The following is a 26,159-nucleotide window of genomic DNA, read 5'->3' on the forward strand; positions in this document are numbered from 1 at the left end:
TGCCAGGCTGAAACACCGGGCGTGGGTGCTAGTGGAAATCGCTCAGGCGGGCGTCGTTCAAGGGGGTCCCCCAGAGATCTGGCCTTTTGGTCTTGAACCGCCGCCCAGTGACCGCCTCCGGAGTCAGCCTCAGGTAGCAGTCCTTGGCGCCTGGTTGCCAGGGATCCAGGCCCAAGGCGTCGACGTCGGACCTTTCCTGCCGGTCGAGTATCAGGTGCGTCTGCCCTCGGACAATCACGCTCCACGCCTTTCCGCTGAAAGCCCGGTAGCCATCACTTTCCAGAGCGCAAGGGGTTGTCAGCGTGCTCCAAAACTTGGTGCCCGCCCCGGTGCGGAACACGATGCTGTCGCCATCAAGCACATAGTTCACTGGAAATATATCGGGATGTCCGTCTACCAGGACGGCCAGGCGACCTACGTTGGTTTGCGCCAGCAGGTCCCAGCATTCGTCCGGTGCCAGACGTTCGACGGCGGCACTTGGCCGTGTGTTCATTCCAAACCCGCCCTGGTGGCGTCGTCGAGCGGACTCCACCACGTCAGTGGGGGTGTCACTTTGAAGCGGCGCCCGGACAACGAGGTGGGAACGATCCGGACAAAATGATCCTTCCGCCCAGCCTGCCACGGGAACAGCAGCAGACCGACAGTGTCCAGTACTTCCTGGGTCAGCTTAATGCTCTCTGCTTTTCCCTTGACCACCACACTCCACGCGACTCCCGCCTGTGGGTCTACCCCGTCAGCTTCCAGCGCCACCGGTGTGGAACTGAGGGCGGCGTGGAGCTTACTCCCCTCGCCAGTGCGGAAGACCAGCGTGCCGTGGTCTGCTTTGTAATTGATGGGAAAGATGTCCGGATGGTCCTGCGCCCAAACTGCGAGGCGGCCCACCGAGACGCTGCGCAACAGTTCCCAACACTGGTTGTTGTCCAGGATCTCGGCTTCCGGAACCGTGGCTTTGTTCGTCATGGTTAGACCGTAGGTCTGGTGGCGCCGGGACAACAGGGCACAAAGGCCCACATGCACAGTGTCCATGGCTGACGGACGGGCGCCAGAGTAGTCTGGCAACAGGACGCCGTTCGGGCACCTCACAGGATTTCCAGCAGTCTTCGAAAGGAACTGGTGAACGACTCAGAAGCACCTGAGCCCCAGCCCAACGTTACGCCGCGGATCCGGATTGAGGACCTCCTGAAGGACTTCGTAGGCCGCGCCGGCGAGCTTCTCCAGGCGCAGGAAAGAACACGGGGTTTACTCGAAGCGGTTGTGGCAGTGGCAGAAGACCTGAGCCTGGAAGCGGTGCTGGACCGCGTGGTGACCTCTGCATGCAGGCTGCTTCAGGCGCGCTATGGCGCCTTGGGTGTCATCGGCGAGGACAACGCTCTCAGTCATTTCATTACGGTAGGTATAGACGGCGAGCTCGCCCAACGCATCGGCCCACTCCCTACTGGACACGGTGTCCTCGGACTGCTCATCACAGAGCCGGCTCCGCTGCGCCTCCACGACCTCGGCCAGCACCCGAGAGCCTACGGATTCCCGCAGCACCACCCGCCCATGAAGTCGTTCCTCGGAGTTCCGGTACGGGTAAGGGATGTGGTGTTCGGGAACCTCTACCTGACCGAAAAAGAAGGCGGCGGAGACTTTACGCCGGAAGATGAGGACCTTGCCGTGGCGTTGGCCGCGGCAGCCGGCGTGGCAATCGAGAACGCCCGGCTGTATGAAGATGCCCGCCGCCGCTCCTCTTGGCTTGAAGCCTGCATGGACGTCACGGGAACAATGCTCGGCGCAGACCAACTGGGGCAGGCCGAGGACTCGGCCTTGGACCTGATCGCGGCGAGGGCACTCCGGGAATCGGGTTCCCATCTGGCCTTGATCCTGGTTCCGTCCCCACATGAGCCGTACGTCGTGGCGGGCACGGCTGGAGCCCGTGCCGCTGAGTTCGCCGGCGCGTCATTGGCGATGGAAGCCACGGAAGTGCAGGGCGTCGCAAGCACCGGAAAGCCCACTTGCCTTGATGATTCCAAGGATCTCCTCGGCCTCGCCATCGAAGGGGTGTCGGCCAGGCTGCTGATCATCGACCTCAGCGCCCAAGGAGCCCATCACGGTCTCTTGGTCCTTGCCCGCGATCCCGGTACGGGCAATTTTTCGAAGACCGATGTGGAGATGGGGGCGGTCTTCGGTTCTCACGTGGCCCTCGCGCTGGCGCTGGAACGGATTCACCGGCTCCGGGAACAAGTGGTGGTGTTCTCCGACAGGGACAGGATCGCAAGGGATCTCCATGACCTGGTCATACAACGGCTGTTTGCAGCTGGGCTGAGCATCCAAAGCCTCCGGCGTTTCACAACCGGCGAGGCTGCCTTGAGCAGGATTGACTCTGTGACGGAAGAGCTGGACACAAGTATCCGCGATCTCCGTAACACCATCTATTCGCTGCAGGCCAGTACCCGCGAGCGGGAGCCGTTGAGCGGCCGCATCCTCCAGTCGATCCAGGCTGGTGCCAAGTCCCTGGCCTTCGCGCCGCATCTGACTCTGGCTGGCGCCGTTGACTCGGTGGATGACGAAGCCATCATCAAACACCTGCTGGCCGTCTTATCTGAAGGCCTCAGCAATGCTGTGCGCCACTCAGGAGCCCAATCCATCAACGTTTCTGTATCAGTGGCCGAAGGACAGCTGACTCTGGAAGTGGTGGACGACGGATGCGGGTTCGTCGATCCTGTCCCGGGAAACGGCCTGGCCAACATAGCTCTGCGCGCAAAGGAGATGAACGGCAGTAGTACGATCACCAGTGCGCCTGGAAACGGGACATCGTTGACATGGTCTGCCCCGCTGAGCTGATCCTTTAGCGCAGGGAACCGGCGTCCTCTTCAGGTGCTTGAGCCATGAACACCGCCGCCTGGGTTCGGCGTTCAAACCCTAGTTTGGCCAGCAGGGATGAGACGTAGTTCTTGACCGTTTTTTCTGCCAGAAGCATTTCTTCGCCAATCTGGCGGTTGGTCATGCCTTGACCAACAAATTCAAGGACTCGGCGCTCTTGCGGCGTGAGGGAAGCTGTCCTGGGATCCTGCCGCTTTGGCACCGTGAGCCCCTGGATGATTCTCGTTTTGACGGCTTCGTCGAACAACGACTCGCCGTGGGCGGCTTTGCGTAAGGCGCCGAGCAGGTCTGTGCCCCCGATTTCCTTCAGGACGTAGCCTGCGGCCCCGGCAAGAACAGCGGCGCGGAGGGCCTGTTCGTCGTCGTAGCTTGTCAAGATCAGGCAGTTCAGTCCAGGGTCGACGGAGCGAACGTCCCGGCAGACCTCGATTCCGGTGCCGTCGGGCAACCGTGCGTCCAGAACAGCGACATCGGGACGCAATGCGGGAATCCGGCGCGTCGCTTCTTCCGCCGAACCGGACATGCCGACAACCACGAAACCTTCGCCTTCCAAAAGTTCCTGGAGGCCCCTGCGCACCAACTCGTGGTCGTCGAGGATGAAAACGCGGATTGGTTCTCCGGGGGAAACGCCGGTGGTTTGACCGGCTGTTTCTGGGCGATCCATGATGCTCCTGTCCGGCGGCCGATGGCCGCAATATCGAGAGCTCCGTGTTGGCGGCTCCTGCCAAATTCTCGCCGACTGCCTGCCCCGCCCACAAGGGCCCAAGGACCCTGCCGGCGCGTGTGACTTTAGGCCGCCGCGTCACCACGCGGGGACAATGGCTTCGTTGCACTGAACAGCCCTCAACGGCCCGGCTTTGGTTCACCCCGTGCAGCCGTACCCTGTCCGCAGCATGGGTCATGGTCATGGCCACGAGGCCTTCATCTCGACCATGGCATGGAGGCCACGTTCGTACCGGCCGGTCACGTCCTGGGAGCAGCGCAGCTGGCCCGCGTCCCGGAATACCAAGAGACCATCTCCATAGCCACACCGGAATAAGGACTTCCGGCCCTAACCGGGCGGTCTGAACCCGGTACAAACTGGCAACTAGGCCCCGGCCGACGTCCGGGGAACCCATCAACGAAGAACGGGCCAAGCCATGAATGAAGCAATCGTCGTCGGCGTCAATGATTCACCCAGCAGCGAGGCCGCCATGCGTTGGGCCATGCATAGAGCAGCCACCTTGAAGCTGCCGGTACAGCTTGTCCATGCTGTGGATGACCGCTGGGCGTACGATTCTGTGGGGTACAACGAGTGGATACGGGAATCCGGCATCAATTTTCTTGCTGCTGCGAAGGACCGGGCCGCAAAGATGGAACCCATTGTCGATGTCACCACCGACCTCGTCTCGGGCGGAGCAGGCTACGCATTGGGCAAGAGGTCCAAAGAGGCCGCCATGGTGGTCATAGGTTCCGGCCATGGTTGGGCTGGCGGTTCCCTGACCGATCGCGCTTTGCAGGTCGCCGCCGTTGCGCGTTGTCCTGTAGCAGTTGTCGGCGAGCACGACATGACAAACCGCCAAGGAATTGTTGTCGGCGTAGATGGTTCTGAAGAGTCCACACAGGCCGTCGCGTTTGCCGCGGCGGAGGCTGACCGTCAGGGCCAGGAGCTGACGGTTCTTCATGCCTTCCTCACACCGGAACCATGGGTAACCCGCGGTGTACCCCACACCAACTACTTCGAGGTCATCACGGAAGAGGAGCGCGTGGTCTTAGCCGAGACTGTCGCCGGATTGGCAGACAAGTACCCTGATTTGGTGGTGCACCAGGTTCTCGACACTCACACACGGCCCGCCGAAGCACTGCTCGCGGCCGGAGCTACGGCACAATTGCTGGTGGTAGGCAGCCGCGGACGGGGCAGTTTTAAACGCCTCTTGTTGGGCTCGACAGCGCATGCGGTTCTCACCAAATTGCCATGTCCCACGATTATCGCGAGGATCAGCCCGGTCAAGCACTCCGACTGAAAGCAACCGTTGCACCCCAAACCGGGGTCACTGAAAGTGCGGGCTTGCCGGTTCCCCGGTCAAGCCCGCACTTTCGCGTTACAGCTAGGCGAGATATACGTGCTTCCCTGTAATGATGGTGGGCTGGATACAGATGAAGAGGCCTCGGTCTCCACCGGCCCATGGTTCTGCCGTCATATGGCCCCAGAGACGCGTGAGTAACTCCCGGTCAACCACATGGGATGAGGACCCGCTGACCAACACCGACCACCCTTCGCTTCGATCAGCCCTGGCATCGTCGATTTGGAAAGATGTCTGTATCCGGGCCACCGGCCCACCAATCAACCCTTCCAGCGAGGTACGGAAGTAAAGGGCGTGATCGTGAACCAGATAGTTGACAGGCAAGATCATCACCCGGCCGTGGTGGACGAAACCTATCCGCCCTGTGTCGTGCGAATGCAGCCTCTCCCAGCACTGCACCTCGCTAAGGTCTTCGCTGACGTGACGGGCACCGTCGATGCGTACAGGTTCTTGGCTGGGCACACTCATTTCATGCTTCCTTTTCGGGGGTGTGCACTACAAGAACGGGGCAATGTGCGTGGGCGACGCAGGCCGAACTGACCGATCCCATCAAGAGACCGCCGAATCCGCCATGGCCGCGCCTGCCCACGACTACCATCTCAGCCCCGCGGCTTGCTTTGATCAGTCCTTGCCGGGGATGGCCCTGTTCCAGGTGCGAAGTGACGTTGTCCGGCACGTCAATGCCGAACGCCTTTTCGACTGACTCCATGAGGACTTGCCCGGCTGCCTCCTCAAATCCCGTGATCCCCACGGCGAGATAGCCCTCATAGTCCGGCGGAAAATCCCAGTAGGCAATCGCCTCGACTGTTGCCCCCAAGGGGACTGCCAAACGTTGGGCTTCGCGGAGCGCCTCGATGGACGGCTCCGAACCATCCACCCCCACAATAATCTTCCCTGGTGATCCGTCCTTGCTCATTATTTTTTCTCCTGGGATCAGTAAACGTTCGGTCCTGTGCTGAAAGAGCCCTGCTACCCCTCACGCGCCCGGCAGTCTCCGGACGTTGGGCTTCGGTTGTTTGCCTAGCCGCTTTTCGAGTTTGGCTTCAGCGGCCTCACGGCGTTTTCCGAGCCGGAGAAGCTGTTGAGCCAGTGGATTGAACAGGATCGCGGGGTACGCTGCATGCTGTTTCGTCCCCTTGATTCCACCGATTCTGGCTTGATCAGAGAAAGTTCGGCGAGCGTGCTTGGCTGGTTTCTGCACCTGAGGTCTGCTTTTATTCATCCTGGCTCCCTGACGCGCTCGAGCTGCATTTCGTTCTGGCTCAGGAGTTTGACCGGGTGAGGGTTCCGACTTCATGGCTGCGGCGGTGAGCAGTGGTCTTCTACGAGGCCCAAGCCGGCGCACTCACGGACCTGAGATATGCCCTGCACTGCAGCGCCCATGTCCAAGAAAGCGCAAGAAACGGCTAGTTCCCGCCCGGCTTCATCCATCAAGCGAAACCGGACATTGGCTTGGTTATCCCTAAATAGTTCAAAGGTCCCAGTCACCAGAGACCCTCCTTTCTGCTGTCGACAATCCGGGCGCATCTTCGTTCGCTCGCGATGCCCATCATCAGCATGGATGAGTAGGCCGTTCACCGTAAGGGCCCAAAGTCCCTCGAAACTTTCCTGGCCTCCCGTTTATCTGGACGGCAACGTCGTATCTCGGTTGTTCGGAAGAGCAGACGGCGGCCTCGATCAAAGCGATTCTTTGTGTCCGATTTGAGGCACCCGACCCTGACTTCAGCCCGGCGGCCAGGGTCCTTTAGTGCTGCGGGCTGCTTCACACAGCTATGCCCCACTGATGGTTGCCGGTACATTTCTGCGCGAAGCGCGTCTCGGATGGGACGACTGCTGTGACTTTAGGCCCTGTTTGTCGCGCCCCTTGCCGCTCATGCTTGAGAGGACAGCAGGAGGCGAATCATGGGACGCTCAGAGTTCGACGATGTCGAAGTGAACGGCAATGCAAGGCGTGTCCACGTAGATACCCCCCAGCCAGCCGCAGTCTTGGGCTTGACGGATCGAAGTTGGGTCGCTGGCGACCATGCGATCAATGGATTGCATGAAAAGACCCTGCTTCAGGACGATGCCTGACTACCAGGAGAATCCAGGTGAAGCCACAGTACAGGTCCCTCCACGGCCGGGTTCACTCCGCCCGAATCCCAATGACTTCCAGGCGGGCCCTAAATCCGGTCTACGGACGATTCCGATTTTTCACGTCGGCGGACATCCCATTGTCGCCAAACACCGACGGTAAACGCATTCAGACAAGTCGTAGGTGCTCCGACAACTCAGGCTCGCCCTCGAGCCCCCACCATCTCTCCCTCCAGGACGGCACGCTATGAGCACAGATCCATCCACGCGCAACGCCACACGCCCCACAAATAGGCTGAGACCAACCTCTGTATCCGCGGCTGTCGCCATAGTTACCGGCACACTACTGGCAGTGCTCGGTATTGGGGGAACAGTACTGGGTGCAGCAGCGCTAAGCGCAGTCTCCCCCAACGGAGCAGATACCTACGTGCAGTCCTCGGCGCGGTCCTTCGCCACTGAATCCTACGCGCTCGTCTCCCCGACGCTCGAACTGGTCATCGACGAGCCAGCCATAGCCCGGACACCATTCGATCTTGGTGAAGTTCGCTTGCAAGCAGAAGCCGCAGGGTCCGAGCAGGACATCTTCATAGGTATCGGTGCGCGAGCTGACGTGGACAAGTACCTCGGCGATGTTGCTCGGGCTGAGATCCAAAGCATCACCTCCTTTCCCTCCGACGTACGCTACGAGGAGAAGTCCGGTAACGACACTCCGACAAACCCTGCAACCGAGACATTCTGGCTGGCCTCCGCTCACGGGCCCGGGCTCCAAACCCTTGTCACCCCTGTACATAGTGGTGAATGGGTAGTCGTTGTCATGAACGCCGACGCCACCCCTAGTGTGGCCACGAATCTGCAGGCAGGCTACCATTCCGATCAACTCGGAATCCTTCCACTGATCGCCCTTCTCGTCGGGGCCATGACGTTTCTGATCGGCGTGGGTCTGATCTGGCTCGGGGCGGCCCGAGCGGGGAAAAACCTGAGCCAGTCGCAGATCGGATCGGACAAGAAACCGTTGGCTGACGGCGAGACAGCTACTATCAACAGCGTCCTCGGGCATCCCTCTGAGACCATGTTCTACGGCAAGCTGGGCAACGAGCTGTCACGGGGTCTGTGGCTGGTGAAGTGGCTACTCGCCGTGCCTCACTTTGTTGTCCTCTTCTTCCTATGGTTCGCGTTATTCGTGACGACGGTCATCGCTGGTCTGGCCGTTCTCTTCACCGGGCGATACCCTCGAAGCCTCTTTGCCTTCAACGTCGGTGTACTTCGATGGAACTGGCGCGTAGCGTTCTACGCCCACTCGGCTCTCGGCACAGACGTTTACCCACCCTTCACGCTCGCCTCGACTGATTACCCTGCCGACTTGAATGTCGCCTACCCCGAACGACTTTCCCGCGGTCTTGTCCTGATCAAGGGATGGATTCTGGCCGTACCGCATCTGTTGATCGTTGCCATTTTCACGGGCGCCGGAGTCATCTGGTTCGGTCAGAACTCACCAACGAATCCCGGACAGCCCGGCCTTGAGTATTCCCTGCTGGGGACTCTGGTCCTCATCGCCGGCTTGATACTGCTTTTCACAGGTACATACCGTCAGGGTCTCTTCGGCCTCATCATGGGCATCAACCGGTGGATCTTCCGAGTGACCATTTACGTAGCGCTGATGCGCGACGAATATCCTCCCTTCAGGCTTGACCAAGGCGGGGACGACCCGTCTATGACAACCACCAACCCGGAAAACGTGGAGGTGTTGTCGTGAAATGGATCTTCGAAGGCTTCCTGGGATTGCATGCCCTGATTCACCTCTTCGGCGCCTCAAAGGGGTTGGGAATCAGTACTGTCCCGCAGCTGAGTCAGCAGATAACCCCAGTGCTAGGTGTCCTTTGGCTTTCGGCAGCGGTCCTGCTCCTGACGGCAGCCATCTGCATCATCGCCAAGGCACAGCAGTGGTGGGTCGTCGGGGCCGCGGGAGTCATCATCTCCCAGAGCGTGATCATCACTTCTTGGGTTGACGCAGCTTATGGGACGGTCGCCAATGTGATCGTGCTTGCTGGGGTCATCTACGCATTCATCACACAGACCAAAGGACATTCAACGCCCAAGCCGCACACGGTGTCAGTCACTGGCCGGCCCCATGCCATCACGCCCGCCCGTAAGGATTGACATGAGAAGAGTGTTGCACCTCAACCCAATACGCCTGGCGTACGCGCCGCACCGCGCTTTCCCGATGATCCCCTTAACGGCACGGACGAACGGGCATAGCGGCTTACTGAAGGCTGTGAAGGCGTTTCACACCCTTGCCTGGTTCATAATCGAGGGCTGCATGGTCTACGTCCTGTACGCGGGAATCCGCGGACAATCGGACCGCCGGGCCGGGGCTGCAGCGTCCGTCGTTGCTCTGGAAACACTGGTGTTCGCCGCAAACGGCTTTCATTGCCCTCTGACAGCCGTCGCCCGCAACCTCGGAGACAACACCGGATCCGTCACTGACATTTATCTCCCACCATGGCTGTCCAGGAATCTCCCGGCAATCCACGTCCCCCTGATACTGATCGCAGCAGCCCTCCACTGGCGGAATCTCGCCGTCACGAGCAGGCGATTGAAACCCAGGCGAATCGCGTTGGGCTCCCACGAACGATCACGGCTGTCCGCGCGTAAGAATTTGATCCCCAAAACCTAAAGCCAGACGGCACATAGCCATGCGGCACACAAAAAACAATTCAAAAGAAGACCCACTCCTTTGGGTCATGTACTAGGAGTAACGATGCGTGCACTGGTTGTTTATGAGTCCCTATGGGGCAACACCGAGAAAGTCGCGCGAACGATAGGCGCTCAGCTGGCCATCGATGCCGACGTCGATGTGACGGACTCGGATGCCGCGCCACTTTCAGTCGACGGGTACGACCTGTTAGTCGTCGGCGGCCCGACGCACGCGTTCTCGATGACGCGAGCAGCCACCCGCGCCGAAGCGGTCAAGTCGCACTCCGCACCGCACGAACCTGACCGCGGCATCCGCGAATGGCTCAACCAACTCGAACGCCCCAAGGCTGAAATCCCGGTTATTGTCTTTGATACCCGGGTCGACAAACCGAGGGTGCCCGGCTCCGCGGCCAAAGCGGCGAAACACGAACTACATTCCCTTGGATTCGACACGTCTGTGAAGCAGCGCACCTTCCGTGTCCATGGCTACGAAGGGCCATTGCTCGACGGTGAGCTCGACCGTGCAGCGGAATGGGCCGGCGATTCATTTGCCCGGCTTGGCGTTGGTTCGTGATGCTGCCGACTGATCCCATGCCGCAGGACCATGTTCAGGTCTCCTCCGGCAGGTTGCCGCGGATCTGGACGTGGCTCTCAGCCTCCGCCGGTGTGCTTGCGTTCACCGGTAGCGTCCTTGGCATCCTCCAGCCGGCCGCGATTTACGGGCGTGAGACGGATCTGCTCTTCAACGCCGCTCTTGCCCAGGACGTGGTGAACGGGCTGCTGGTTTCTCCGCTGCTCGTGATCCTTGCCTTCCTGGCCAGAAGAGGATCGATGGGGTCGTGGTTGTCATTGGCCGGTTGTCTGGGTTTTACCGCGTACAACTACTCGATCTACGCCTTCTCGATCCAGTTCGGTCCTTTGTTTCTGGTTTGGACAGCCGTTCTTGGCCTCTCGGTATTCGCGTTGGCCGGCACCCTGGCTAGCGTCGTGCCAGAAGCGGCTCACCTGGTCGGTCGGACGGCCACCGGTCTAACCGGGTGGGTTCTCATTGTTACCAGTGCCCTGTTCACGCTTCTCTGGCTAAACGAGATCTTCGGTGACCTTCTGACAGGAGCTCCATCGAGAAGTGCCTCGAGCTGGAATGTGCCGACTAGTCCAGTTCACGTACTTGATCTGGCATTCTTCCTTCCCGCCGTTTTCACCTCAGGGGTGCTCCTGATCCGCGGACACGTCTGGGGACACGCAACAGCGGTGGGGTCTCTTGTCTTCCTCGGGCTGACGACGTTACCGATCCTCGTCACTCCGATCATCTCTTACCTTCGGGAAAGTCCTGCCGGATGGGGCATGATGATGCCGATCGGCGCCCTCTCCATAGCCCTCTGCGTGGTCTTCATTCGGCAGCTCCGCTCAACACGAAGACAACCACGCAGCCCGTCAATGGAACCCGTCCCCGTTCATGGCTGAAGGCCACGAGCGGGTCCCAAGGGAGGTTGAGCACATGAAGAGGACGTTCCTGCGTCACTGGGGTCTCACCAGCAGACCCCGAAGTCGTTGAGGGTGAGCACCTGGCCGCAGCGGCGGGGACCCGCGTAAAGGGTTCGGGCCAGTAGATCCGCAATCCATCGTTACCAAGTCCCCGCTGACATGCCCTAAGGGCCGCCGCCAGCGCGAACGCAGGAGAGCCCCCCGACCGGTTCCGGTTGGGGGGCTCTCCGTTCTTCAGGATCAAAACGAACCTGAAGCCCGTGTTCAGGGCGCCTTGCCGGCGAAAATCCGGGCACGCAGCCGCGGCAAGAGGACGACGGCGGGAGGTACCGCCGTCGCCCACTGTCCCGTCTGTTCCTACCCGCCGGACGCCGGCTCCGCACCGGCCGATGACACAAGCGGCCCGAACATCAGACTTCCTTGGGCGAATTCTTCACCGCACACCGCACAGGAGACCACCGGCTGCAGGTCGGCACCGCAACTGTGCTGGTAGGAAGCACGGGGCGTCTCGTCTCGCATCCATGCACTGCTCCAGGCTGCGAGTGAGATGAGGATGGGGGCTACCTCGGCCCCGGAAGTTGTGAGGTGGTACTCGTAGCGCGGGGGATGTTCGGAGTACTGGACGCGCTCAATCACGCCGCGACTTTCGAGGGTGCGCAGTCGGCCCGTAAGTATGTCACGGGACGCCCCGGTATTTCGCGCGATCTGATCGAACCGGTGTACGCCCAATGACATCTCGCGAAGCGCCAGCAGCGCCCACCGCTCCCCCAGAACGTCGAGCCCGGCCGCGATAAAACACGCCCTGGGCCCATCAAGTTCCTTGTCGATTGGACGGTTCACCTGGCACCTGCTTTCGTTACGTTTTTCAAGTATACAAGTGGGTTGGAAAATCCAACTTACTCCATTACTCTGATGTTCTGAGGTCGCGACAACCGCGTCGCCTCCAATCTGAGTTCAGGAGAATCCATGCCGCTGCTATTTGGCGCCGTCGTCCTTGTTACCGGTGCAAATGGAGGCCTGGGCCACGAGCTCGTGCAACAGGCCCTCGCCCGGGGTGCCGCGAAGGTTTATGCGACGGCCCGCCGACCGCAGGAGTGGAGCGACTCCCGAGTCGTCCCCCTCGCACTCGATGTCACCAACCCTGACTCGATCCGGGCCGCCGTTACTCAGGCCCAGGACGTCACCGTTCTGATCAACAACGCCGGCATCAGCGTCGAATCGGATTCGTTCCTGGCTCTCTCCGACGAGAAGTTGCGCGAAATCATGGAGACTAACTTCTTCGGACCTGTTACCTTGACCAGGGCATTCGCACCGGTGCTTGCCACAAGTGGTACGTCAGCGGTCCTCAACATTCACTCGGTGCTCAGCTGGATCGCCCTGACCGGTGCCTACAGTGCGTCAAAGGCAGGGCTGTGGTCGGCTACCAACTCCTTCCGCCAGGAATTGGCGCCCCAAGGCACGCATGTCACTGGTGTTCACGTCGGCTTCATGGACACAGCCATGGCCAAGGGCGTCAGCGCCCCGAAGACCTCGGCCGAGGAAGCGGCGCGGAAGTCCTTCGATGGGCTCGAACAGGGTGACTACGAGGTCATCGTGGACGAAATCAGCGCAGGGGTGAAGCTCGGCCTATCTGGGCCGATCTCGGACCTTTACCCCGCATTGGCAGCCACCACCCCGGTATGACCGCTGCAAAACCTGAAGTCATGAGAGCCCCAAGGAGAAACCCGTGACAACCGACGCCTCAGCACAACGCTCTGAAACATTCACGTGGACGGATCCAGCAATCGCGCTCGAAAAGCTGCCACGGCTATCGGGTATGGACTACTTCTCCGGCCTCCGAGACGGCAGCATTGCTCCGCCACCGATCGCTTCCCTCATGAATTTTGATCTGGTCGACGTGAGATACGGCCACGTCGAGTTCCAGTGCTTGCCTGGAGAAGCGCACTACAACCCCCTCGGGATGGTGCACGGCGGCCTGGCCTGCACCCTTCTCGACACTGTGCTCGGCTGTGCCGCACACAGCACCTTGGAAGCAGGGATCGGTTACACCTCCATCGATCTGGCGGTCAAGTACCTGCGACCCATCACGCTTCAGAAGGGTGCTCTGCGCGCAGAGGGCTCAGTTGTAAAAGCCGGCCCGCGGGCAATCTTCACCGAAGGACGCCTCAGCACCGCCGACGGAAAACTCCTCGCCACTGCCACAAGCACGCTGCTGGTCTTCCCGCACCAACCGGGCGGGAACTAACTACAGCCGCTCCTCAGAGGACCAGCCTATAAAGACCATGAAACAGGCCCATCCGGGGGTGGTATTTCCATCACGAAGACACCTGAGTCCGGAGACACTCGGCCAAGTGGTGCTTCCGCCGAGTGTCTCCGGTCTTTTCAGAGGACGTTCAGGTTTACTGCGTAGCGGGACTCTATCGGGCCTTGTTGTGCATGACGTGCTTGGTGCGCGAGTAGTCGTCCAGGGCGTAGGCGGAGAGGTCGCGTCCATAGCCGGAGCTCTTGAAGCCGGACCACGGCATTTCGTTGGCCAGCACCAGGTGGGAGTTGACCCAGACTGTACCTGCGTCCAGCTTGGAAGCGACATCGTGCCCACGTTGGGGATTCAGTGTCCACGCCGAAGCAGCCAGTCCATAGGGAACTGCATTGGCCCGGGTGATGGCCTCATCCTCGTTGGCGAAGGTCTCTACGGTGACTACGGGGCCGAAAATTTCTTCCAAGGTACAGGCGGCGCCTTCGGACACGTTGGTGAGGACGGTCGGTGCCACGAAGTAGCCAGCTCCCTCCAAAGCCCCGCCACCGAGGGCAGCTGTGGCCCCTTCAGATTGGGCACGTTCCAAGTGCGATTGCGGAATTGGCCGGAAACGGATACCGGATTTTTGAGGTTCCAGTGAGTTCTCCGCACTGTTGGCCCGACGAAATCTCCAAGGCGGAGCGCTCCGAAATCTATGGCCGGCTCAATGAGTACGGCGCCTCCATCAGGTCTCTGAACGCCGGTGGATACGACATCAATCTCGCCAGCCCCGCAGCAAATATGCGGCGAAAGAGCATCGAGCACATCACGTCAGTGATTGAGCTTGCCGAAGGTTGGGGGGTCTCGGAGGTAGTCATATCCCCCGGGACACGCCGCCCCATGATCTCCCCCTCGCTGGAGAAAACCTACGGGTGGATGTTTGAGAGTCTGGAAAGCCTGATTCCGCTGGCCAAACAGGCCGGCACGCGTCTCCTCTTCGAGAACACCCCCTATTGCTTCACGCCTACCATCGAAGATCTGGCAGGCGTCGTCAGCACGATCAACGATGACTCTGTCAAGATCGTGTATGACGTCGCAAACGCAGCCTACATAGGTGAGGACCCAGTAGAGAGCCTTCTCTTCCATCACAAATCCATTGGCCTGGTGCATATTTCTGATAGAGGCACTGAAACCTGGGGGCACGATCCGATCGGCACAGGAGTGATCGATTGGAACGGACTCGGCAAGGCCGTAAAGGAAACGTGCGGGGTGGACAACGTTGTTCTTGAGATTATTCGCGAGGAGAACCCCCTGCAGGAATTCAAGACGGCGATGCAAGACCTCAAGGATCAAGGCTGGGAACTGGGAAACTAACCGAACGCCTGAGATCACGGCATTTCCGCCGAAGATCTACGAGAGAAATAGTCAATAGGTCACATTGCTCATCGTGCCGCAATGCCAATGGACGTTGCGGAGTGATCCGGAATATTCCCGAATGTGACCGCTGTATAAGGAGTCTTTTCAATGAGAGCATTGGTTAGTGGCGGCAGTAGCGGCATTGGAGCATCCGCCTGCCTGAGAATTGCAGAGGCGGCTCTCGCCCGGGGCGAACACCCCCGGATAGCAGTGGCAGGACACGACACAAACAGCAGCCAAGAGCAGGTAGTGCGTTCAATCGAGTCAATGGGCGGCTCCGCGATCGCTTTGGCGGGAGACCTCGGCGACCCGGAGGTGCCCGGCAAATTGGTCGACGCCGCCGTGGCTGAGTTTGGGGGGCTGGATGCACTGATTGCGAATGCCGGGATTGCCAATCCTGGCGCGATCTGCGATGTGACAATAGAGGACTGGGACGACATGTTCTCCGTTAATCTTCGCGACGCGTGGCTCCTGGCCAAAGCCAGCCACCCGCACTTGCGGCAGAGTCGGGGTGCCGCCTGCTTCACCTCGTCAATGTCAGGTCAGATCCCCCACGCTGGATCAGGCGCCTACAGCCCCAGCAAGGCTGCGTTGACAATGCTTGCCCAAACACTCGCTCTGGAATGGGCACCTGAAGGAATTCGCGTCAACGTAGTCTCCCCCGGCATGACTCACACCCGGATGACCGAAAAGATGTACGCGGATCCCGACATCAAGAAAGCAAGGGAAAATATTATCCCCTTGGCCCGAATTGGAGATCCCAAGGACATTGCGAATGTGATTGAGTTCCTTGTAAGCCCGCTGGCCGGCTACGTCACCGGGCAAGACATTTGTGTCGATGGCGGCTTCTCAAAGTCCATTCTGAGCCATATTCCGGGACGGCCAAGTTCCAAACCCTGAGGCCCAAGTTGTACAGACACCCCAGAATATGAGGTTTGCCCCGCCACCGCTACCGTCACCACCGGCTGCGCCAGACATGGCGGATGCCCGGTTCGACAAGCCGGTAATGCATCGTTGCGCTGGCGGGGCTCGTCTCGCGCCACCCACGGGTCCGGCCACTCAGTGGACCAGCGACAGACTTCGGCATATCGCTATTTAGGAGCTCGGCAACGACCCTATTCAAAATCCAAAGCAAAACCAATCGTCCCCCAAACAGCTGCACTAAAGGAGGCGCCGTGTTCATGGCAAAGAATATCTTGGATGGCACGGAATGGACCGCCACTGACTTCGCGGTTCTTCTTCCACAAGAACAGAAATTGGCCCGACAGGAGCTGGCTTGCCTGTCTTGTGACGGCCCGGCTGTATTTCGGGCAGGACCGAAGCGTCGGCCATCGTTCGCCGCGCAGCATCAGCACGGATGCCAATTGAATGCGCCAGCGTGGAGCGCCTTCAAGTACTTGGCTGGCCAGGGATACGCACCAGCCTGAATGCCGAAAAGCAATGGATCGAACCCCACGATCGCCAACGTCTTCAGATACGGCCCAGCTGCGCATGTCAGTTGGGCAGTCGGGTTGGTGACAGGTTGTCCGGACAGATCGAAGTAGCGCAGACAATAAACCTGCCACGGTGATTGCGAACTTCCAGTTTCCCAGATCCGCAACCGGACCATGGCAGACGTCCCGGCATCAACGAACCACCCCCTTCGCCCAAACAGAGACCGCACCTCAATGGTCGGGGCCCAAAAGGGCTCAACAACTCCGACCATCGGCGATAGCATCATCGCTGACTGGAACACCAATAAAGGCACCCCTGCTCAACGCATCACGACGTGCCTTAACCGGATCGAATTTCGCCTGCTGGTGTGCCCGCGGCTCATGCCAAGGCCACGTCTATGCGGTGCGGCGTAGACCGGCACCGCCCTTAGCGGGCACCTCGTTCAATATCTGCCAGTTCGGATTCAAGTTGCCGCGTCAGGCTCCGCAGGCGGCTGATGTGATCCTGCGACACTCGTCCTGGCTGTGAGGTTACCTGCGCGTCGACGTCGAAGACGGTGTTGGGGCTGTGCCACACGCTGAACCATTCGAGGCCATGACCGAGCGCGTCACTCGTTACCCCTTGAAGCAGGAGCAGGGGTTCACGCGCATTGGATTCGAGTTTTTGTGCAAGGTCGGCATCTGCTGCCACCGCCTGAACCTGCCGGGGTCCGCCTGCCGGGTGATAGCCGTGTTCCCGCATGAGGCCAAGAAGTGATGCGTTCTCCAGCAACTCCTTGGTGAAGTGCGGAAAGAGGTCACGGGGAACCCAAGTGCGCATGAACGCCACTGGGGTCTCTTCCAGGTAGCGGATGCGTTCGATTTTCCAGGTGTTGGTGGTATTCAGAGCCTCTACCGCCGGCTCAGGCGGGGTGGCGTGTTCCACGGAGATGACGTGGGTTCGGAGGCGCTGACCGTGCGCCGCTGCTTGTTCGTCAAGTCCGCCGGCCTGTTGCAGATGCCTTCGCAGGACAGGAGCGGCGGCCACCACGCTGCCGCGGCCGCGTTGGCGGCGGATCAGGCCGAGGTCGGAAAGTCCGGACAACGCCTGGCGCACAACGCTACGCGAGACGCCGAACTGTTTCTGGAGTTCCTCCTCAGTGGGAAGCGGCGAACCGGGCAACAGAGGCCTGTCCAGGATCTGCCGGTGAAGGATGTCCCGGATCTGCGCGTGAAGAGGCGGCCCTTCCGCACGGTTCAGGCCGTTGGACCGCTCCCGGGGCTCTCCCCCGGTGGTTTGCACACTCACACTGACTCCTTTGGCGTTCGAGCACATCATAGCCCGCCCGGACTTCTTCTTACCCTTGACGCGTGATCCATCCCACATGTAATGTACGTACTAATTGTACGGACTTGATCCGTCGGCTGGAACATACAATGACGTAGAGAGGTCGAATAATGACGCAGATGCATTTGAGGTCAGGTCGTTCACGGTTGCCGATGTTTGCCTTCCTCCAGAAGGTGCCCGCCGGCATGATGCTGATCCCGCTCATGCTGGGCGTGCTGATGAACACTTTCGCGCCCGAAGCCCTGAAAATCGGCGGTTTCACCACGGCGCTCTTCAAGGACGGGGCCCTGACGCTGATCGCGGTGCTGATCCTGGCCACCGGAGCCCAAATCACCGGAAGCCACAGCGGCAAGGCCGCCGCGTCCACCACCACGGTTGTCTTGGTCTGCAAGACCTTGATCCCGGCCACCATTGCCGTGATCCTGGGCCTGGTAGTCGGCATCGATGGCATCGCGGGGGTATCGATCCTGGCCATGTTGGCGATCTTTGGTAACAGCAACGGCGCCCTGTGGCTGGCCTTCGCCGGCCAGTACGGCGACGAAAGGGACACCGGCGCGTACGTGGCCAGCGCCTTTGACGATGGCCCGTTCCTGGCCCTGATCTTCCTGGGCGCATCAGGGCTGGGCGATATTCCCGTGCTCGCCTTCGCCGCGGCACTGATCCCGTTCATCATCGGCCTGTTCATCGGCGCCGTTGACCGGGAGTGGACGAAGGCCCTGGACCATGTTCCGAACATCGTGATCCCTTTCATGTCCTTCGCTGTTGGAACGGGCATCAACCTGAAAACCGTGCTCACCGGCGGATTCGCCGGGATCTTCCTCGGCCTGATCGTCGTGGTCTTCACCGGCGGCCTGACGTATCTCGGATACCGGTTCGTCCTCCGGCGCGGGTCCAAGAGCGGTATCGGGTTCGCGGCGGGCACCACGGCCGGCAACGCCGTCGCCGTACCTGCGGTAGTCGCCGTCGCAGATCCAAGGTTCGAACCCTTCGTCGCTTCCGCGTCAGCCCAGGCCGCCACGGCCGTTCTCGTGACAGCGCTGCTGGCCCCAATCGTCGCATCCTGGGCCTTGAAGCGGGCCGGTGGCCTGCAGCCGGCGGATCCTGTACCAGCAGCTGTCTAAGACTTTCCTTGTACATCCCCTTCACGGACGGAGAACCCATGCGCGATCCGCGCTCGGTGCGATGCACCTACTACCTGGAGTCGGAAATCGACCCTGCAAAAGCCGCAGCCATCATGGCAGGCGAACAATCCAGCGGCACGTTCATGCCAGTACCCGGCGAGTCAGCCCGAATCCGGGAGCGGCACGCCGCACGTGTCTCAGAGGTCCAGGAGCTCGGCTTCTGCCGCCCCTCACTGCCGTCACGGTCCACCCCGGAGAAGGTCCGCGCAGCGCTCGTCACAGTCGAGTTCCCGATGGAAAATATCGGTACCGATCTGGCCACCCTGCAGACCGCAATCGCCGGCAACCTCTTCGAACTGGGCGATCTCTACGCTTGCAGGCTGCAGGACATCGCCCTCCCCGAGGACTTTGTTGCCGCCCATCCCGGCCCGGCTTTCGGCATCGAAGGGACGCGCAAACTCATCAGCGACGTTCAGGGCGTCATGGTGGGAACCATCGTCAAACCCAACGTCGGGCTTTCCGAAGAGGAATTCCGGCTCGTGGTGCGGGACTTGGCCATGGCATCCATCGACCTGATCAAAGACGACGAGTTGATGACCGACCCCGCGTACCTGCCCTTGGAACGCCGGATTGCTGTCGCTACCGAAGAAATTCGTGCCGCGGAACAGGCCACCGGCCACTCCACCATGTATGCCTTCAACATCACCGGGGACCTCGCCGGCCTCAAAAGGCGCCATGACCTGGCGGTCGAAGCCGGCGGCCGGTGCGTGATGCTGAACATCCCGGTCATGGGCCTTCCTGCATTGGCCCTGCTGCGCAGCTTCGCCGAAGTTCCCATCCACGGCCACCGCGCCGGCCTCGCCGCCTCCATGCGGTCCAAGGGTCTCGGCATGGACTACCGGGTGTGGCAGCAGATGGCACGCCTAGCCGGCGCGGACCATCTCCATGCCAGCGGACTCGGGAGCAAGTTCTACGAGCTGGACGAAGAAGTCGCCGCGAACATCCGCAGCCTGCTCCAACCCTTGGGACAGACCGTCGCACCCCTGCCCGTCCTGTCCTCGGGCCAAAACGTCACCACCCCAGGGCCCACTTTCGAGGCCGTAGGCTCCACAGACCTCATGATGCTCGCCGGCGGCGGCGTTGCTGCCCACCCGGACGGCCCCGGGGCCGGGGTGCGCAGCCTGCGTCAGGCCTGGGAAGCTGCCGTAGCCGGCGTACCTTTGCAGGAAGCTGCACACAAACGCTCCCACAGCGGGGACGACGCCCTCCTGCACGCAGTCCAAACCTTCGGGAAAGGTGTCTGAAGATGCCCGCCTTCGGTTTCGTCGCCGACGACCTCACGGGAGCCGCCGATGTCCTGGCCCAGTCCCACCGCTACGGGCTGGAAGCAGTCCTCGTCATAGGCGATGCATCGCTACCCACCGATGCTGACGTCGTCGGAATCGCCGGGCCCGCCAGGTCCCTGGCCGGTGAGGCCTTCGATGCCTTGGTTGCCCGTGACCTTGGCGCCATTGCACAACTGAACCTGGAAGTGCTGCTCTACAAGGTCTGTTCCACGTTCGATAGTTCCCCCACCGTCGGCAGCATCGGCCGCGGAATTCAGTTGCTGCATCGGCAGTTTCCCCTCCACGGACCAATCCCTGTAGTGCCGGCCCAGCCCGGGTTCGGTCGCTACACAGCCTTCAGCAACCACTACGCGAGCTACGCCGGCAAGACCTACCGGCTGGACCGCCACCCCGTCATGTCCAGGCATCCCTCCACCCCCATGGCCGAAGCCGACCTGCGCCAAGTCCTCGCCGAACAGCTCGGTAGCGCCGCCCGGGAACCGGGTGCCATTCACCTGCCCACCTATGACGACGGGACGTTCAAGGACGCCTGGGCAGACCGGCGCCGGGACCCCAACGCACAGGCCTTCGTGGTGGATGCAGTTGACGAACAGCACATGGATACAGTCGCCGAAGCCCTGACCCGCGAGGGTCATGGCAATAGGCCCTCCCTTGTTGTGGGCTCCGGTGGAATCATGGCAGCCCTCGCCAGGTCTGTTTCGGACCAGGCTCCCCGCACTTCGGGCCCGCAGCAGCCATCAGGACCCGTGCTGGCCATCAGCGCCTCCGCTTCCAGCACCACAGCAGAGCAGATCAAAGACGCCGTCTCCCACGGTTGGGAGGACGCGCCTGTTTCGGCTGAGCTACTACAGGGTCACGATGCCGGAGCCCTGGCCGCGCTGGATCGGCACGTTTCAGAGGCCCTTGAGTTGGGCCGCAACGTGGTGGTCCACACCACCCGGGGTCCTGGAGATCCCCGGTACGGCGCGGCCAAACCGGCCGACCCCGGGTACGTTGGGGCATTAATCGGAGGGATCGCCGCCCGGATGGCCCAAGCCGGACTTACCCACGACATCGCCGTCTGTGGCGGCGACACCTCCAGCCACGCACTTATCGCCATGGGCGTTCGCCAGCTGCGGGTATCTGACCAGTTCGTCACAGCCGGCCCCATTCTGCAGGCCGACGACGACTCCGCAGTGGGCGGGTGCAGGCTCCTGCTCAAAGGCGGGCAGGTGGGCCCCACAGACATCCTGCGCCGATTCACCGGCCAGCTCCCCCGCTGACTCCCCCAACAAAACTCATCACCAGAACCAACGAAAGGCGGCCCCCATGCGGGCAGTAGTCAAAAACTCAGCTGAACGAGGCGTCTCGTACGTCACCGATGCCGGCGACCCCAAGGCAACCGAGGGATCGGTGGTCATCGAAGTCGGCGCGGCCTCCCTCTGCGGCACCGACCGCGAACTCTACGAATGGACCCCCTCGGCCCAGGCCTTCAACCTCAACCTTCCGGTGGTCCTCGGTCACGAAGGCGCGGGCACCGTCGTCGAAATCGGTCCCGGCGTCACCGGCCTCAATGTCGGCGACCAAGTTGCCCTCGAAAGCCACCTGACCTGTGGCCAGTGCTTCCCCTGCCGCACAGGAGACGCGCACACCTGCGAACGCACAGGCATCTTGGGCATGCACATCGACGGCGTCTTCGCCCAGTACGCCGCCGTGCCGCAGGACATCTGCGTCAAACTCCCTACTGGCCTGTCCCTGGAATCCGGCGCTCTTCTTGAAGCAGCCGGCGTCGCAGTCCACGCCATCCAGAGGGCCGACTACTCCGTCGCGGGGAGGGCAGTTCTCGTCAGCGGAGCAGGACCAGTGGGCCTCGTCGTGGTGAACCTCGCACTACTCATGGGCGCTTCCCACGTCATCGCCGTCGACCCCAATCCCTACCGCCGCGCCCAAGCCGAAAAGCTCGGCGCAACCGCGCTGCACCCCAACGACGGGATCGTTGAGCGCTGCCGCGAACTGACCGGGCGCCGTGGCGGATTCGACGTCGCCTTCGAATGCTCCGGAGCACCAGGCACACTGGCAACCCTCTTCGAAGCCGTCCGCCGCGAAGCCACCGTCATCACCGTCGGACACCCCAGCCGCCCCGCGGAAGTTGATATTGCGGCATACATCAACAAGAAGGGCATCGCATTGCGTGGCATCTTCGGACGTCGGCTCTGGGAAACCTGGGAGCAAAGCCTGCTGCTGCTGGACTCCGGAAAACTGGACCTCGACTGGCTCATCACCCACCGCATGAAACTCAGCCAAATCGACGAAGCCGTAGAACTCCTCACAGGAGACGCCTGCAAAGTCCTGCTCATCCCGAACCTCGGCTAAATGGTCCCTCAGGCCACGGGGTTTGGTCCGTTTTGCGCGGCCTGGGCAGATTAGAGGAGAGGCGGGGTGTGCACGTATGAGCACACCCCACTGTCCTTGGCGCAACGGGCCGGGCCATGGCGGCCGCACTCTCACGTCGGAAAATGTACGCAGACTCGGCTGACAAAGCAACGGTCAGCCTGGCTTCCTAAATCCAGAAAAGAGCCAAGGCTGCGGTTCTCCGCGGGATGCTCTAGAAGTCATGTTGCGCTCCGCCCCTCTACCCATGAAGAGGTGTAGGCCAACCACGAACTACCCGACGAGCCAAGAGAGGAACACCTAACCCCAGGTCACAGCAAGCGGACGACCCACCAGCCACGACCCTGAACCCGCTCCCCACAACCGAACAGGCCAACCGGCGGCCAGGCACAAGCCGGCACCACACGTCAGAGACCCGTGTCAACAATTGTCAACACGTTAAAGCAAAAACCCCCTCCGTAGAGGGGGTTTTTCTGTGCCCGAGGTGGGACTCGAACGGGATTCCAGGCCTTGGAAACACTAGGAAGTGGCGAAAAGATGCGGAATCCGGGCCAGTCCGGTGGTTGCACGGGCGAGTCCGAGGCCGAAAGTGTGGACATTGTCCACACCTCCATTTGCCCCTGTCGGCGGTCGTCGGGTCGCCGTCCTTGGCTGGGAAACGAAATGCAGAACGCAGCAGGCGACGGGCAATCCTCGGTAGTCGGAAGTGCCTGGGAGCACTGACAAAGACTTGTTCATCCGATTTCCTCCTTCGAAACATTCATAGCGGCTCAACCCAAGCAACGACGTGACGTGCTCAAGCCCCGTTTCCAACCCCATCGCTCGTCGCGACTCCCAACGGTAGCCGGTCGCTTTGACGGCAAAGAACAATGACCTTCTCAGCGACGCAATCAGCGGCGTCATCGGCTTGATCAAACCGGAATGCAACACACCATCAAGGCTGGAGTCAAGACGCGGGCGCCCTACTCAATTGCTGCCTTGACGTCAAAAGAGGTCGATGGGTAGGCAGGACCGGTCGGCATCACTGCACCAGTCCTCTGAACAAGACCTGGGAGCCAAGACATTAATGGTCAAAGGCCATCTGCTGAGCGTTCCCTGACTCGGCCGGGAAACAGTCACGGTCATACGTTTCACAACACCACTGCCATCGGTGGCTACTGTTATCGGCTTCCTACATGGGCAGCTAGCCCCACGGACTGACATTGAGAGGACTCCGGGGGCAGGTGCCGAGTTTAGTCGCTTCGGCACCTGCCCCACTCGAGTTTCCGTCGCTACATTCCCGCGATCCCCTGCTGCATCAGTGCGCTCAGAGCGTTAACGGTAGCCTGGATCGTCCCGGTCCCTGCCAGCTCTGCCAATTTCAATAGCAGACCCTTCACCTTGCCGGAGTTGGGAGACGATGCCTGAATCTCTTCCTCAACCTCACCAACGATTGCTTGAGCCTGATCAGCTACTTCAGCCGTCACCCCAATGACTGCCGGGGTCAGCATGGCGCGCACTGACGCGAGTATGCGCTCGACCTGTTCGATCTGACCGTGGGTCATAGTGTTGGACTGGTTGACGTGGCTACTTGCCACGGAAACGTTGACTCCCTGAGAGCCGCTGATGTTGACCTCGTTCACTGTCATCCCTGCTTGTTTGAGTACTGCGTTTACTGATTGACCGGTTTCAACGACACTCGTGCCATCTGAGGTAATGGAAGGCCTCAGAACTTCCCCGCCCATAACCTTGTGCCCCTTGATGTACCCTTTGTCCATCAGCCATTGGGCCGCACGGAATAGTTCCTCCTGGCTGTACTGAGCACCCAAGTACTGGCATCCGCGGCAATAGAGGAAGTCGCTGATTCCTTGCGGGGTCTCATTAAGCAGATGTCCGTCATAGAGCCACTTGAGCACTGCGTCCCGACATTCCAGGACACGGCGGCGAGGGTCGGTCCGGAGAGCTGTGAAGTTTCTTGCGGCGTCAAGACCCGGCTGCTTGAGGACGACCGAGCCGATGCCGCTTAGTGACGGCCAGAAGTCAACCCAGCCCCATTCCTTCAGAAGTTCGAGGTCGCCCTCAAGTTCAGACTCGGTCAGCCCCTTCAAGAGCGGGTCGCGCTCCATCTCCTCAATGTTCACCTGGTTGTCCCTGTCTGCGGGCATCTCGGTGAGCATGATGAGCAGATCTAACTGGCGCATCCCAGAGTCTGACTGGACGAGCGATTCAACTGTGGGCAATGGTCCCCCTAATGCGTGATGGCTATTTCCAGTCAACTCTAATGATGGGGCCCGACATTTTTCCGCGATCCCCTATGGATGCAGCTGTGAATCACGCTTATTCGAACAGAAATTCTAATTTTAGCCCATGAAACCGAAGCAAGACTCCGCCGTCTTCACCCGCCTGATAATGCAACTAAACGCCCACGATAACCACCCCACGCCTGGCGACGGCAAGATCATGGAGCTACCCAGGTGACGAAGTGAAAATAATTCTCAACGCGGAGTTCCCTTATGAGGATCGAAACATCAAGATCCTTTGGGGGACTAGAGCAGGCGAAGCTCAGTTCCGACAGCTGAATTTGCCTTGATTCAAAATAGCGGCAGCCCTCATTGTGGCTGCTAACACTGATCCTGAAGTGAAGTGCAGAGTGCGTTCGTAGCGCTTTCCCCATGGCGTGCCTATGCAGATTGCACTCGTCTTGCAACGAACGGACTCGTGTGAGTTCGGCCTCTCGTCGAGTGGGCTCACATCCCCTGTTCGAGCGTTCGGGTTTTCGACAAGTCAGGCGGGTATGCAGGAAGGCGCCGGGCCACCCCGCGCATGCATACACTTGGTTCCGGCGGTCAACAGCAGAGAACGTGACCGCGATCCGTCTCAACAGCAGAAGATGGCACAATGGCTCCGAAGATGGGCTCCGAGACCATACTGGCCGAATGGCTATTCGTCGAGACAGTCGCCGATATCCGACGGCGGAGCGAGGATCCTGGCGGGCGGAGCCGATACGAGCTGCTCGGGATTGCGCCCCTTCTCCGCAAGCTCCTCATTGATGCCAGTCCCCTTCTCAACACTGTTCGGGCCGCTCGCCCGGAGGTACCCACGGAGTTCCGCATCAGACAGTGGACCGTTCCTGACTGGGGCCGCGACGACGCAGACCTGCCGTACCTCCTCCGGCTAGGCGGTCCAGAGCTGGTTGGCCGACCTGAGGACCCGGCACTCCCCAAACTGAAACACTTCATTGGGGCGACGGTGGGGTTAGTTCGGGGGCGCCCACTGACCGTCATGGCGACCCGCCAACCATGGACTGGCCGGGGAGTCAACCATCCGCCACGTCCAGAGCTGTATGTCTGACTCCCTCTGGCCGATAACGGCGCATATGTCGGGACTGGAAGCAGTCCCCCGGCCGGCATCCGGCGCAGCGATCCCGCCGAGCGATGGCACACCGAAGAACAGGGCCGCTCACGTCATGACGCAGCGCATCAAGCTCCCCATGAACAGCCAGAAGCAACAACGCTGTTTGTCATTCTGATATCCCGATCATCGCGGGACGGGCCTCCGCGGAACCAATCCGCTGACAGGCCAGCGCCGATCTGGAAACTTCGCTCGGTGCTCCGACGCCACTTGGATCCTTCCGAGCTTTCCAGACCAGCCCCGGTCCTCCGAGTTGCACTCCAGCCCCTTACCAGCGCACAGGTCCCCTATCAGAACGGCCCACAAGACCAAAGACACAACGCACGCACAAAGGAAAAGGACA

General features: G+C 60.8%; 26 protein-coding genes. 15 read left to right on the plus strand and 11 right to left on the minus strand.

Annotated elements, in window-relative coordinates:
- Positions 1–28 precede the first annotated feature (28 nt).
- Both ACIQLI_RS17170 and ACIQLI_RS17175 read right to left on the minus strand, forming a co-directional pair.
- A complete protein-coding gene (locus tag ACIQLI_RS17170; protein ID WP_400390562.1) occupies positions 29–493 on the minus strand; it encodes a pyridoxamine 5'-phosphate oxidase family protein in 465 nt (154 codons plus the stop codon).
- Positions 490–960: a pyridoxamine 5'-phosphate oxidase family protein gene (locus tag ACIQLI_RS17175; RefSeq protein WP_400390564.1), complete on the minus strand. Its 471-nt coding sequence runs from the start codon at positions 958–960 to the stop codon at positions 490–492. The genes ACIQLI_RS17170 and ACIQLI_RS17175 overlap by 4 nt, the downstream gene beginning before the upstream one ends.
- 153 nt (positions 961–1,113) lie before the next feature.
- On the opposite strand from ACIQLI_RS17175, the gene ACIQLI_RS17180 reads away from it, so the two are divergent.
- Positions 1,114–2,823 carry a GAF domain-containing sensor histidine kinase gene (locus ACIQLI_RS17180; RefSeq protein ID WP_400390566.1) on the plus strand — a complete coding sequence of 570 codons (1,710 nt, stop codon included), beginning with the start codon at positions 1,114–1,116 and terminating at the stop codon, positions 2,821–2,823.
- Positions 2,824–2,827: 4 nt separating this feature from the next.
- Here the strand turns inward: ACIQLI_RS17180 and ACIQLI_RS17185 are convergent, their stop codons facing one another.
- The gene (locus ACIQLI_RS17185; RefSeq protein WP_400390568.1) at positions 2,828–3,526 is read right to left on the minus strand and encodes a response regulator; all 699 of its coding nucleotides are present in this window, start codon (positions 3,524–3,526) and stop codon (positions 2,828–2,830) included.
- 475 nt (positions 3,527–4,001) lie between these two features.
- Between ACIQLI_RS17185 and ACIQLI_RS17190 the strand changes: the two genes are divergently transcribed.
- Positions 4,002–4,865 (plus strand): universal stress protein, encoded by an 864-nt coding sequence (locus ACIQLI_RS17190; RefSeq protein ID WP_400390570.1) that lies wholly within the window; start codon positions 4,002–4,004, stop codon positions 4,863–4,865.
- Positions 4,866–4,949: 84 nt separating this feature from the next.
- Here the strand turns inward: ACIQLI_RS17190 and ACIQLI_RS17195 are convergent, their stop codons facing one another.
- From ACIQLI_RS17195 to ACIQLI_RS17205, 3 genes are all read right to left on the minus strand, one after another.
- Positions 4,950–5,393: a pyridoxamine 5'-phosphate oxidase family protein gene (locus ACIQLI_RS17195; RefSeq protein ID WP_400390572.1), complete on the minus strand. Its 444-nt coding sequence runs from the start codon at positions 5,391–5,393 to the stop codon at positions 4,950–4,952.
- A 1-nt stretch (position 5,394) separates the two neighbouring features.
- Positions 5,395–5,841, minus strand: coding sequence for a universal stress protein (locus tag ACIQLI_RS17200; RefSeq protein WP_400390574.1), 447 nt, complete (start codon positions 5,839–5,841; stop codon positions 5,395–5,397).
- Between the two features lie 995 nt (positions 5,842–6,836).
- Positions 6,837–6,968 carry a hypothetical protein gene (locus ACIQLI_RS17205; protein ID WP_400390576.1) on the minus strand — a complete coding sequence of 44 codons (132 nt, stop codon included), beginning with the start codon at positions 6,966–6,968 and terminating at the stop codon, positions 6,837–6,839.
- Between the two features lie 382 nt (positions 6,969–7,350).
- On the opposite strand from ACIQLI_RS17205, the gene ACIQLI_RS17210 reads away from it, so the two are divergent.
- From ACIQLI_RS17210 to ACIQLI_RS17230, 5 genes are all read left to right on the plus strand, one after another.
- Complete coding sequence (locus tag ACIQLI_RS17210) at positions 7,351–8,751, plus strand: DUF4389 domain-containing protein (RefSeq protein WP_400390578.1); 1,401 nt, start codon at positions 7,351–7,353, stop codon at positions 8,749–8,751.
- Complete coding sequence (locus ACIQLI_RS17215; RefSeq protein ID WP_400390580.1) at positions 8,748–9,155, plus strand: hypothetical protein; 408 nt, start codon at positions 8,748–8,750, stop codon at positions 9,153–9,155. The genes ACIQLI_RS17210 and ACIQLI_RS17215 overlap by 4 nt, the downstream gene beginning before the upstream one ends.
- 115 nt (positions 9,156–9,270) lie before the next feature.
- A complete protein-coding gene (locus ACIQLI_RS17220) occupies positions 9,271–9,672 on the plus strand; it encodes a hypothetical protein (RefSeq protein ID WP_400390582.1) in 402 nt (133 codons plus the stop codon).
- A gap of 84 nt (positions 9,673–9,756) precedes the next feature.
- Positions 9,757–10,266 (plus strand): flavodoxin family protein, encoded by a 510-nt coding sequence (locus ACIQLI_RS17225; RefSeq protein WP_400390584.1) that lies wholly within the window; start codon positions 9,757–9,759, stop codon positions 10,264–10,266.
- Positions 10,267–10,283: 17 nt separating this feature from the next.
- The gene (locus tag ACIQLI_RS17230) at positions 10,284–11,156 is read left to right on the plus strand and encodes a hypothetical protein (protein ID WP_400390586.1); all 873 of its coding nucleotides are present in this window, start codon (positions 10,284–10,286) and stop codon (positions 11,154–11,156) included.
- A gap of 378 nt (positions 11,157–11,534) precedes the next feature.
- On the opposite strand, the gene ACIQLI_RS17235 is transcribed toward ACIQLI_RS17230, so the two are convergent.
- A complete protein-coding gene (locus tag ACIQLI_RS17235; protein WP_400390588.1) occupies positions 11,535–12,017 on the minus strand; it encodes a winged helix-turn-helix transcriptional regulator in 483 nt (160 codons plus the stop codon).
- Between the two features lie 126 nt (positions 12,018–12,143).
- Here ACIQLI_RS17235 and ACIQLI_RS17240 point away from each other — a divergent pair, with 126 nt between their 5' ends.
- A complete protein-coding gene (locus tag ACIQLI_RS17240; RefSeq protein WP_400390590.1) occupies positions 12,144–12,860 on the plus strand; it encodes an SDR family oxidoreductase in 717 nt (238 codons plus the stop codon).
- 43 nt (positions 12,861–12,903) lie between these two features.
- Positions 12,904–13,422, plus strand: a complete 519-nt coding sequence (locus ACIQLI_RS17245) for a PaaI family thioesterase (protein ID WP_400390592.1) — start codon at positions 12,904–12,906, stop codon at positions 13,420–13,422.
- Between the two features lie 172 nt (positions 13,423–13,594).
- On the opposite strand, the gene ACIQLI_RS17250 is transcribed toward ACIQLI_RS17245, so the two are convergent.
- Complete coding sequence (locus tag ACIQLI_RS17250; protein WP_400390594.1) at positions 13,595–14,020, minus strand: aldehyde dehydrogenase family protein; 426 nt, start codon at positions 14,018–14,020, stop codon at positions 13,595–13,597.
- Positions 14,021–14,034: 14 nt separating this feature from the next.
- Here ACIQLI_RS17250 and ACIQLI_RS17255 point away from each other — a divergent pair, with 14 nt between their 5' ends.
- Together ACIQLI_RS17255 and ACIQLI_RS17260 are read left to right on the plus strand one after the other, a co-directional pair.
- Complete coding sequence (locus ACIQLI_RS17255) at positions 14,035–14,787, plus strand: sugar phosphate isomerase/epimerase family protein (RefSeq protein WP_400390596.1); 753 nt, start codon at positions 14,035–14,037, stop codon at positions 14,785–14,787.
- 150 nt (positions 14,788–14,937) lie between these two features.
- Entirely contained in the window at positions 14,938–15,729 is a 792-nt protein-coding gene (locus ACIQLI_RS17260; RefSeq protein WP_400390598.1) for an SDR family NAD(P)-dependent oxidoreductase, read from the plus strand.
- Positions 15,730–15,944: 215 nt separating this feature from the next.
- Here ACIQLI_RS17260 and ACIQLI_RS17265 read toward each other — a convergent pair whose 3' ends face one another.
- Together ACIQLI_RS17265 and ACIQLI_RS17270 are read right to left on the minus strand one after the other, a co-directional pair.
- Complete coding sequence (locus ACIQLI_RS17265) at positions 15,945–16,322, minus strand: hypothetical protein (RefSeq protein ID WP_400390600.1); 378 nt, start codon at positions 16,320–16,322, stop codon at positions 15,945–15,947.
- Positions 16,323–16,689: 367 nt separating this feature from the next.
- Positions 16,690–17,550 (minus strand): GntR family transcriptional regulator, encoded by an 861-nt coding sequence (locus tag ACIQLI_RS17270; RefSeq protein WP_354517222.1) that lies wholly within the window; start codon positions 17,548–17,550, stop codon positions 16,690–16,692.
- 149 nt (positions 17,551–17,699) lie between these two features.
- Here ACIQLI_RS17270 and ACIQLI_RS17275 point away from each other — a divergent pair, with 149 nt between their 5' ends.
- The 4 genes from ACIQLI_RS17275 to ACIQLI_RS17290 are packed head-to-tail and all read left to right on the plus strand — an operon-like array spanning position 17,700 to position 22,408.
- Positions 17,700–18,710, plus strand: a complete 1,011-nt coding sequence (locus tag ACIQLI_RS17275) for a 2-keto-3-deoxygluconate permease (protein ID WP_062065703.1) — start codon at positions 17,700–17,702, stop codon at positions 18,708–18,710.
- Positions 18,711–18,748: 38 nt separating this feature from the next.
- Positions 18,749–20,014, plus strand: a complete 1,266-nt coding sequence (locus ACIQLI_RS17280; protein WP_400390602.1) for a RuBisCO large subunit C-terminal-like domain-containing protein — start codon at positions 18,749–18,751, stop codon at positions 20,012–20,014.
- 2 nt (positions 20,015–20,016) lie between these two features.
- Positions 20,017–21,318 (plus strand): four-carbon acid sugar kinase family protein, encoded by a 1,302-nt coding sequence (locus ACIQLI_RS17285; RefSeq protein WP_400390604.1) that lies wholly within the window; start codon positions 20,017–20,019, stop codon positions 21,316–21,318.
- A gap of 46 nt (positions 21,319–21,364) precedes the next feature.
- Entirely contained in the window at positions 21,365–22,408 is a 1,044-nt protein-coding gene (locus ACIQLI_RS17290) for a zinc-binding dehydrogenase (RefSeq protein ID WP_400390606.1), read from the plus strand.
- Positions 22,409–23,697: 1,289 nt separating this feature from the next.
- Here the strand turns inward: ACIQLI_RS17290 and ACIQLI_RS17295 are convergent.
- Positions 23,698–24,645 carry a hypothetical protein gene (locus ACIQLI_RS17295; protein ID WP_400390608.1) on the minus strand — a complete coding sequence of 316 codons (948 nt, stop codon included), beginning with the start codon at positions 24,643–24,645 and terminating at the stop codon, positions 23,698–23,700.
- Positions 24,646–26,159: the final 1,514 nt, after the last annotated feature.

Origin of the sequence: Paenarthrobacter sp. NPDC091669 (genome assembly GCF_044756725.1) — a bacterium.
In the GTDB taxonomy this organism is placed as follows: domain Bacteria; phylum Actinomycetota; class Actinomycetes; order Actinomycetales; family Micrococcaceae; genus Arthrobacter; species Arthrobacter bambusae_C.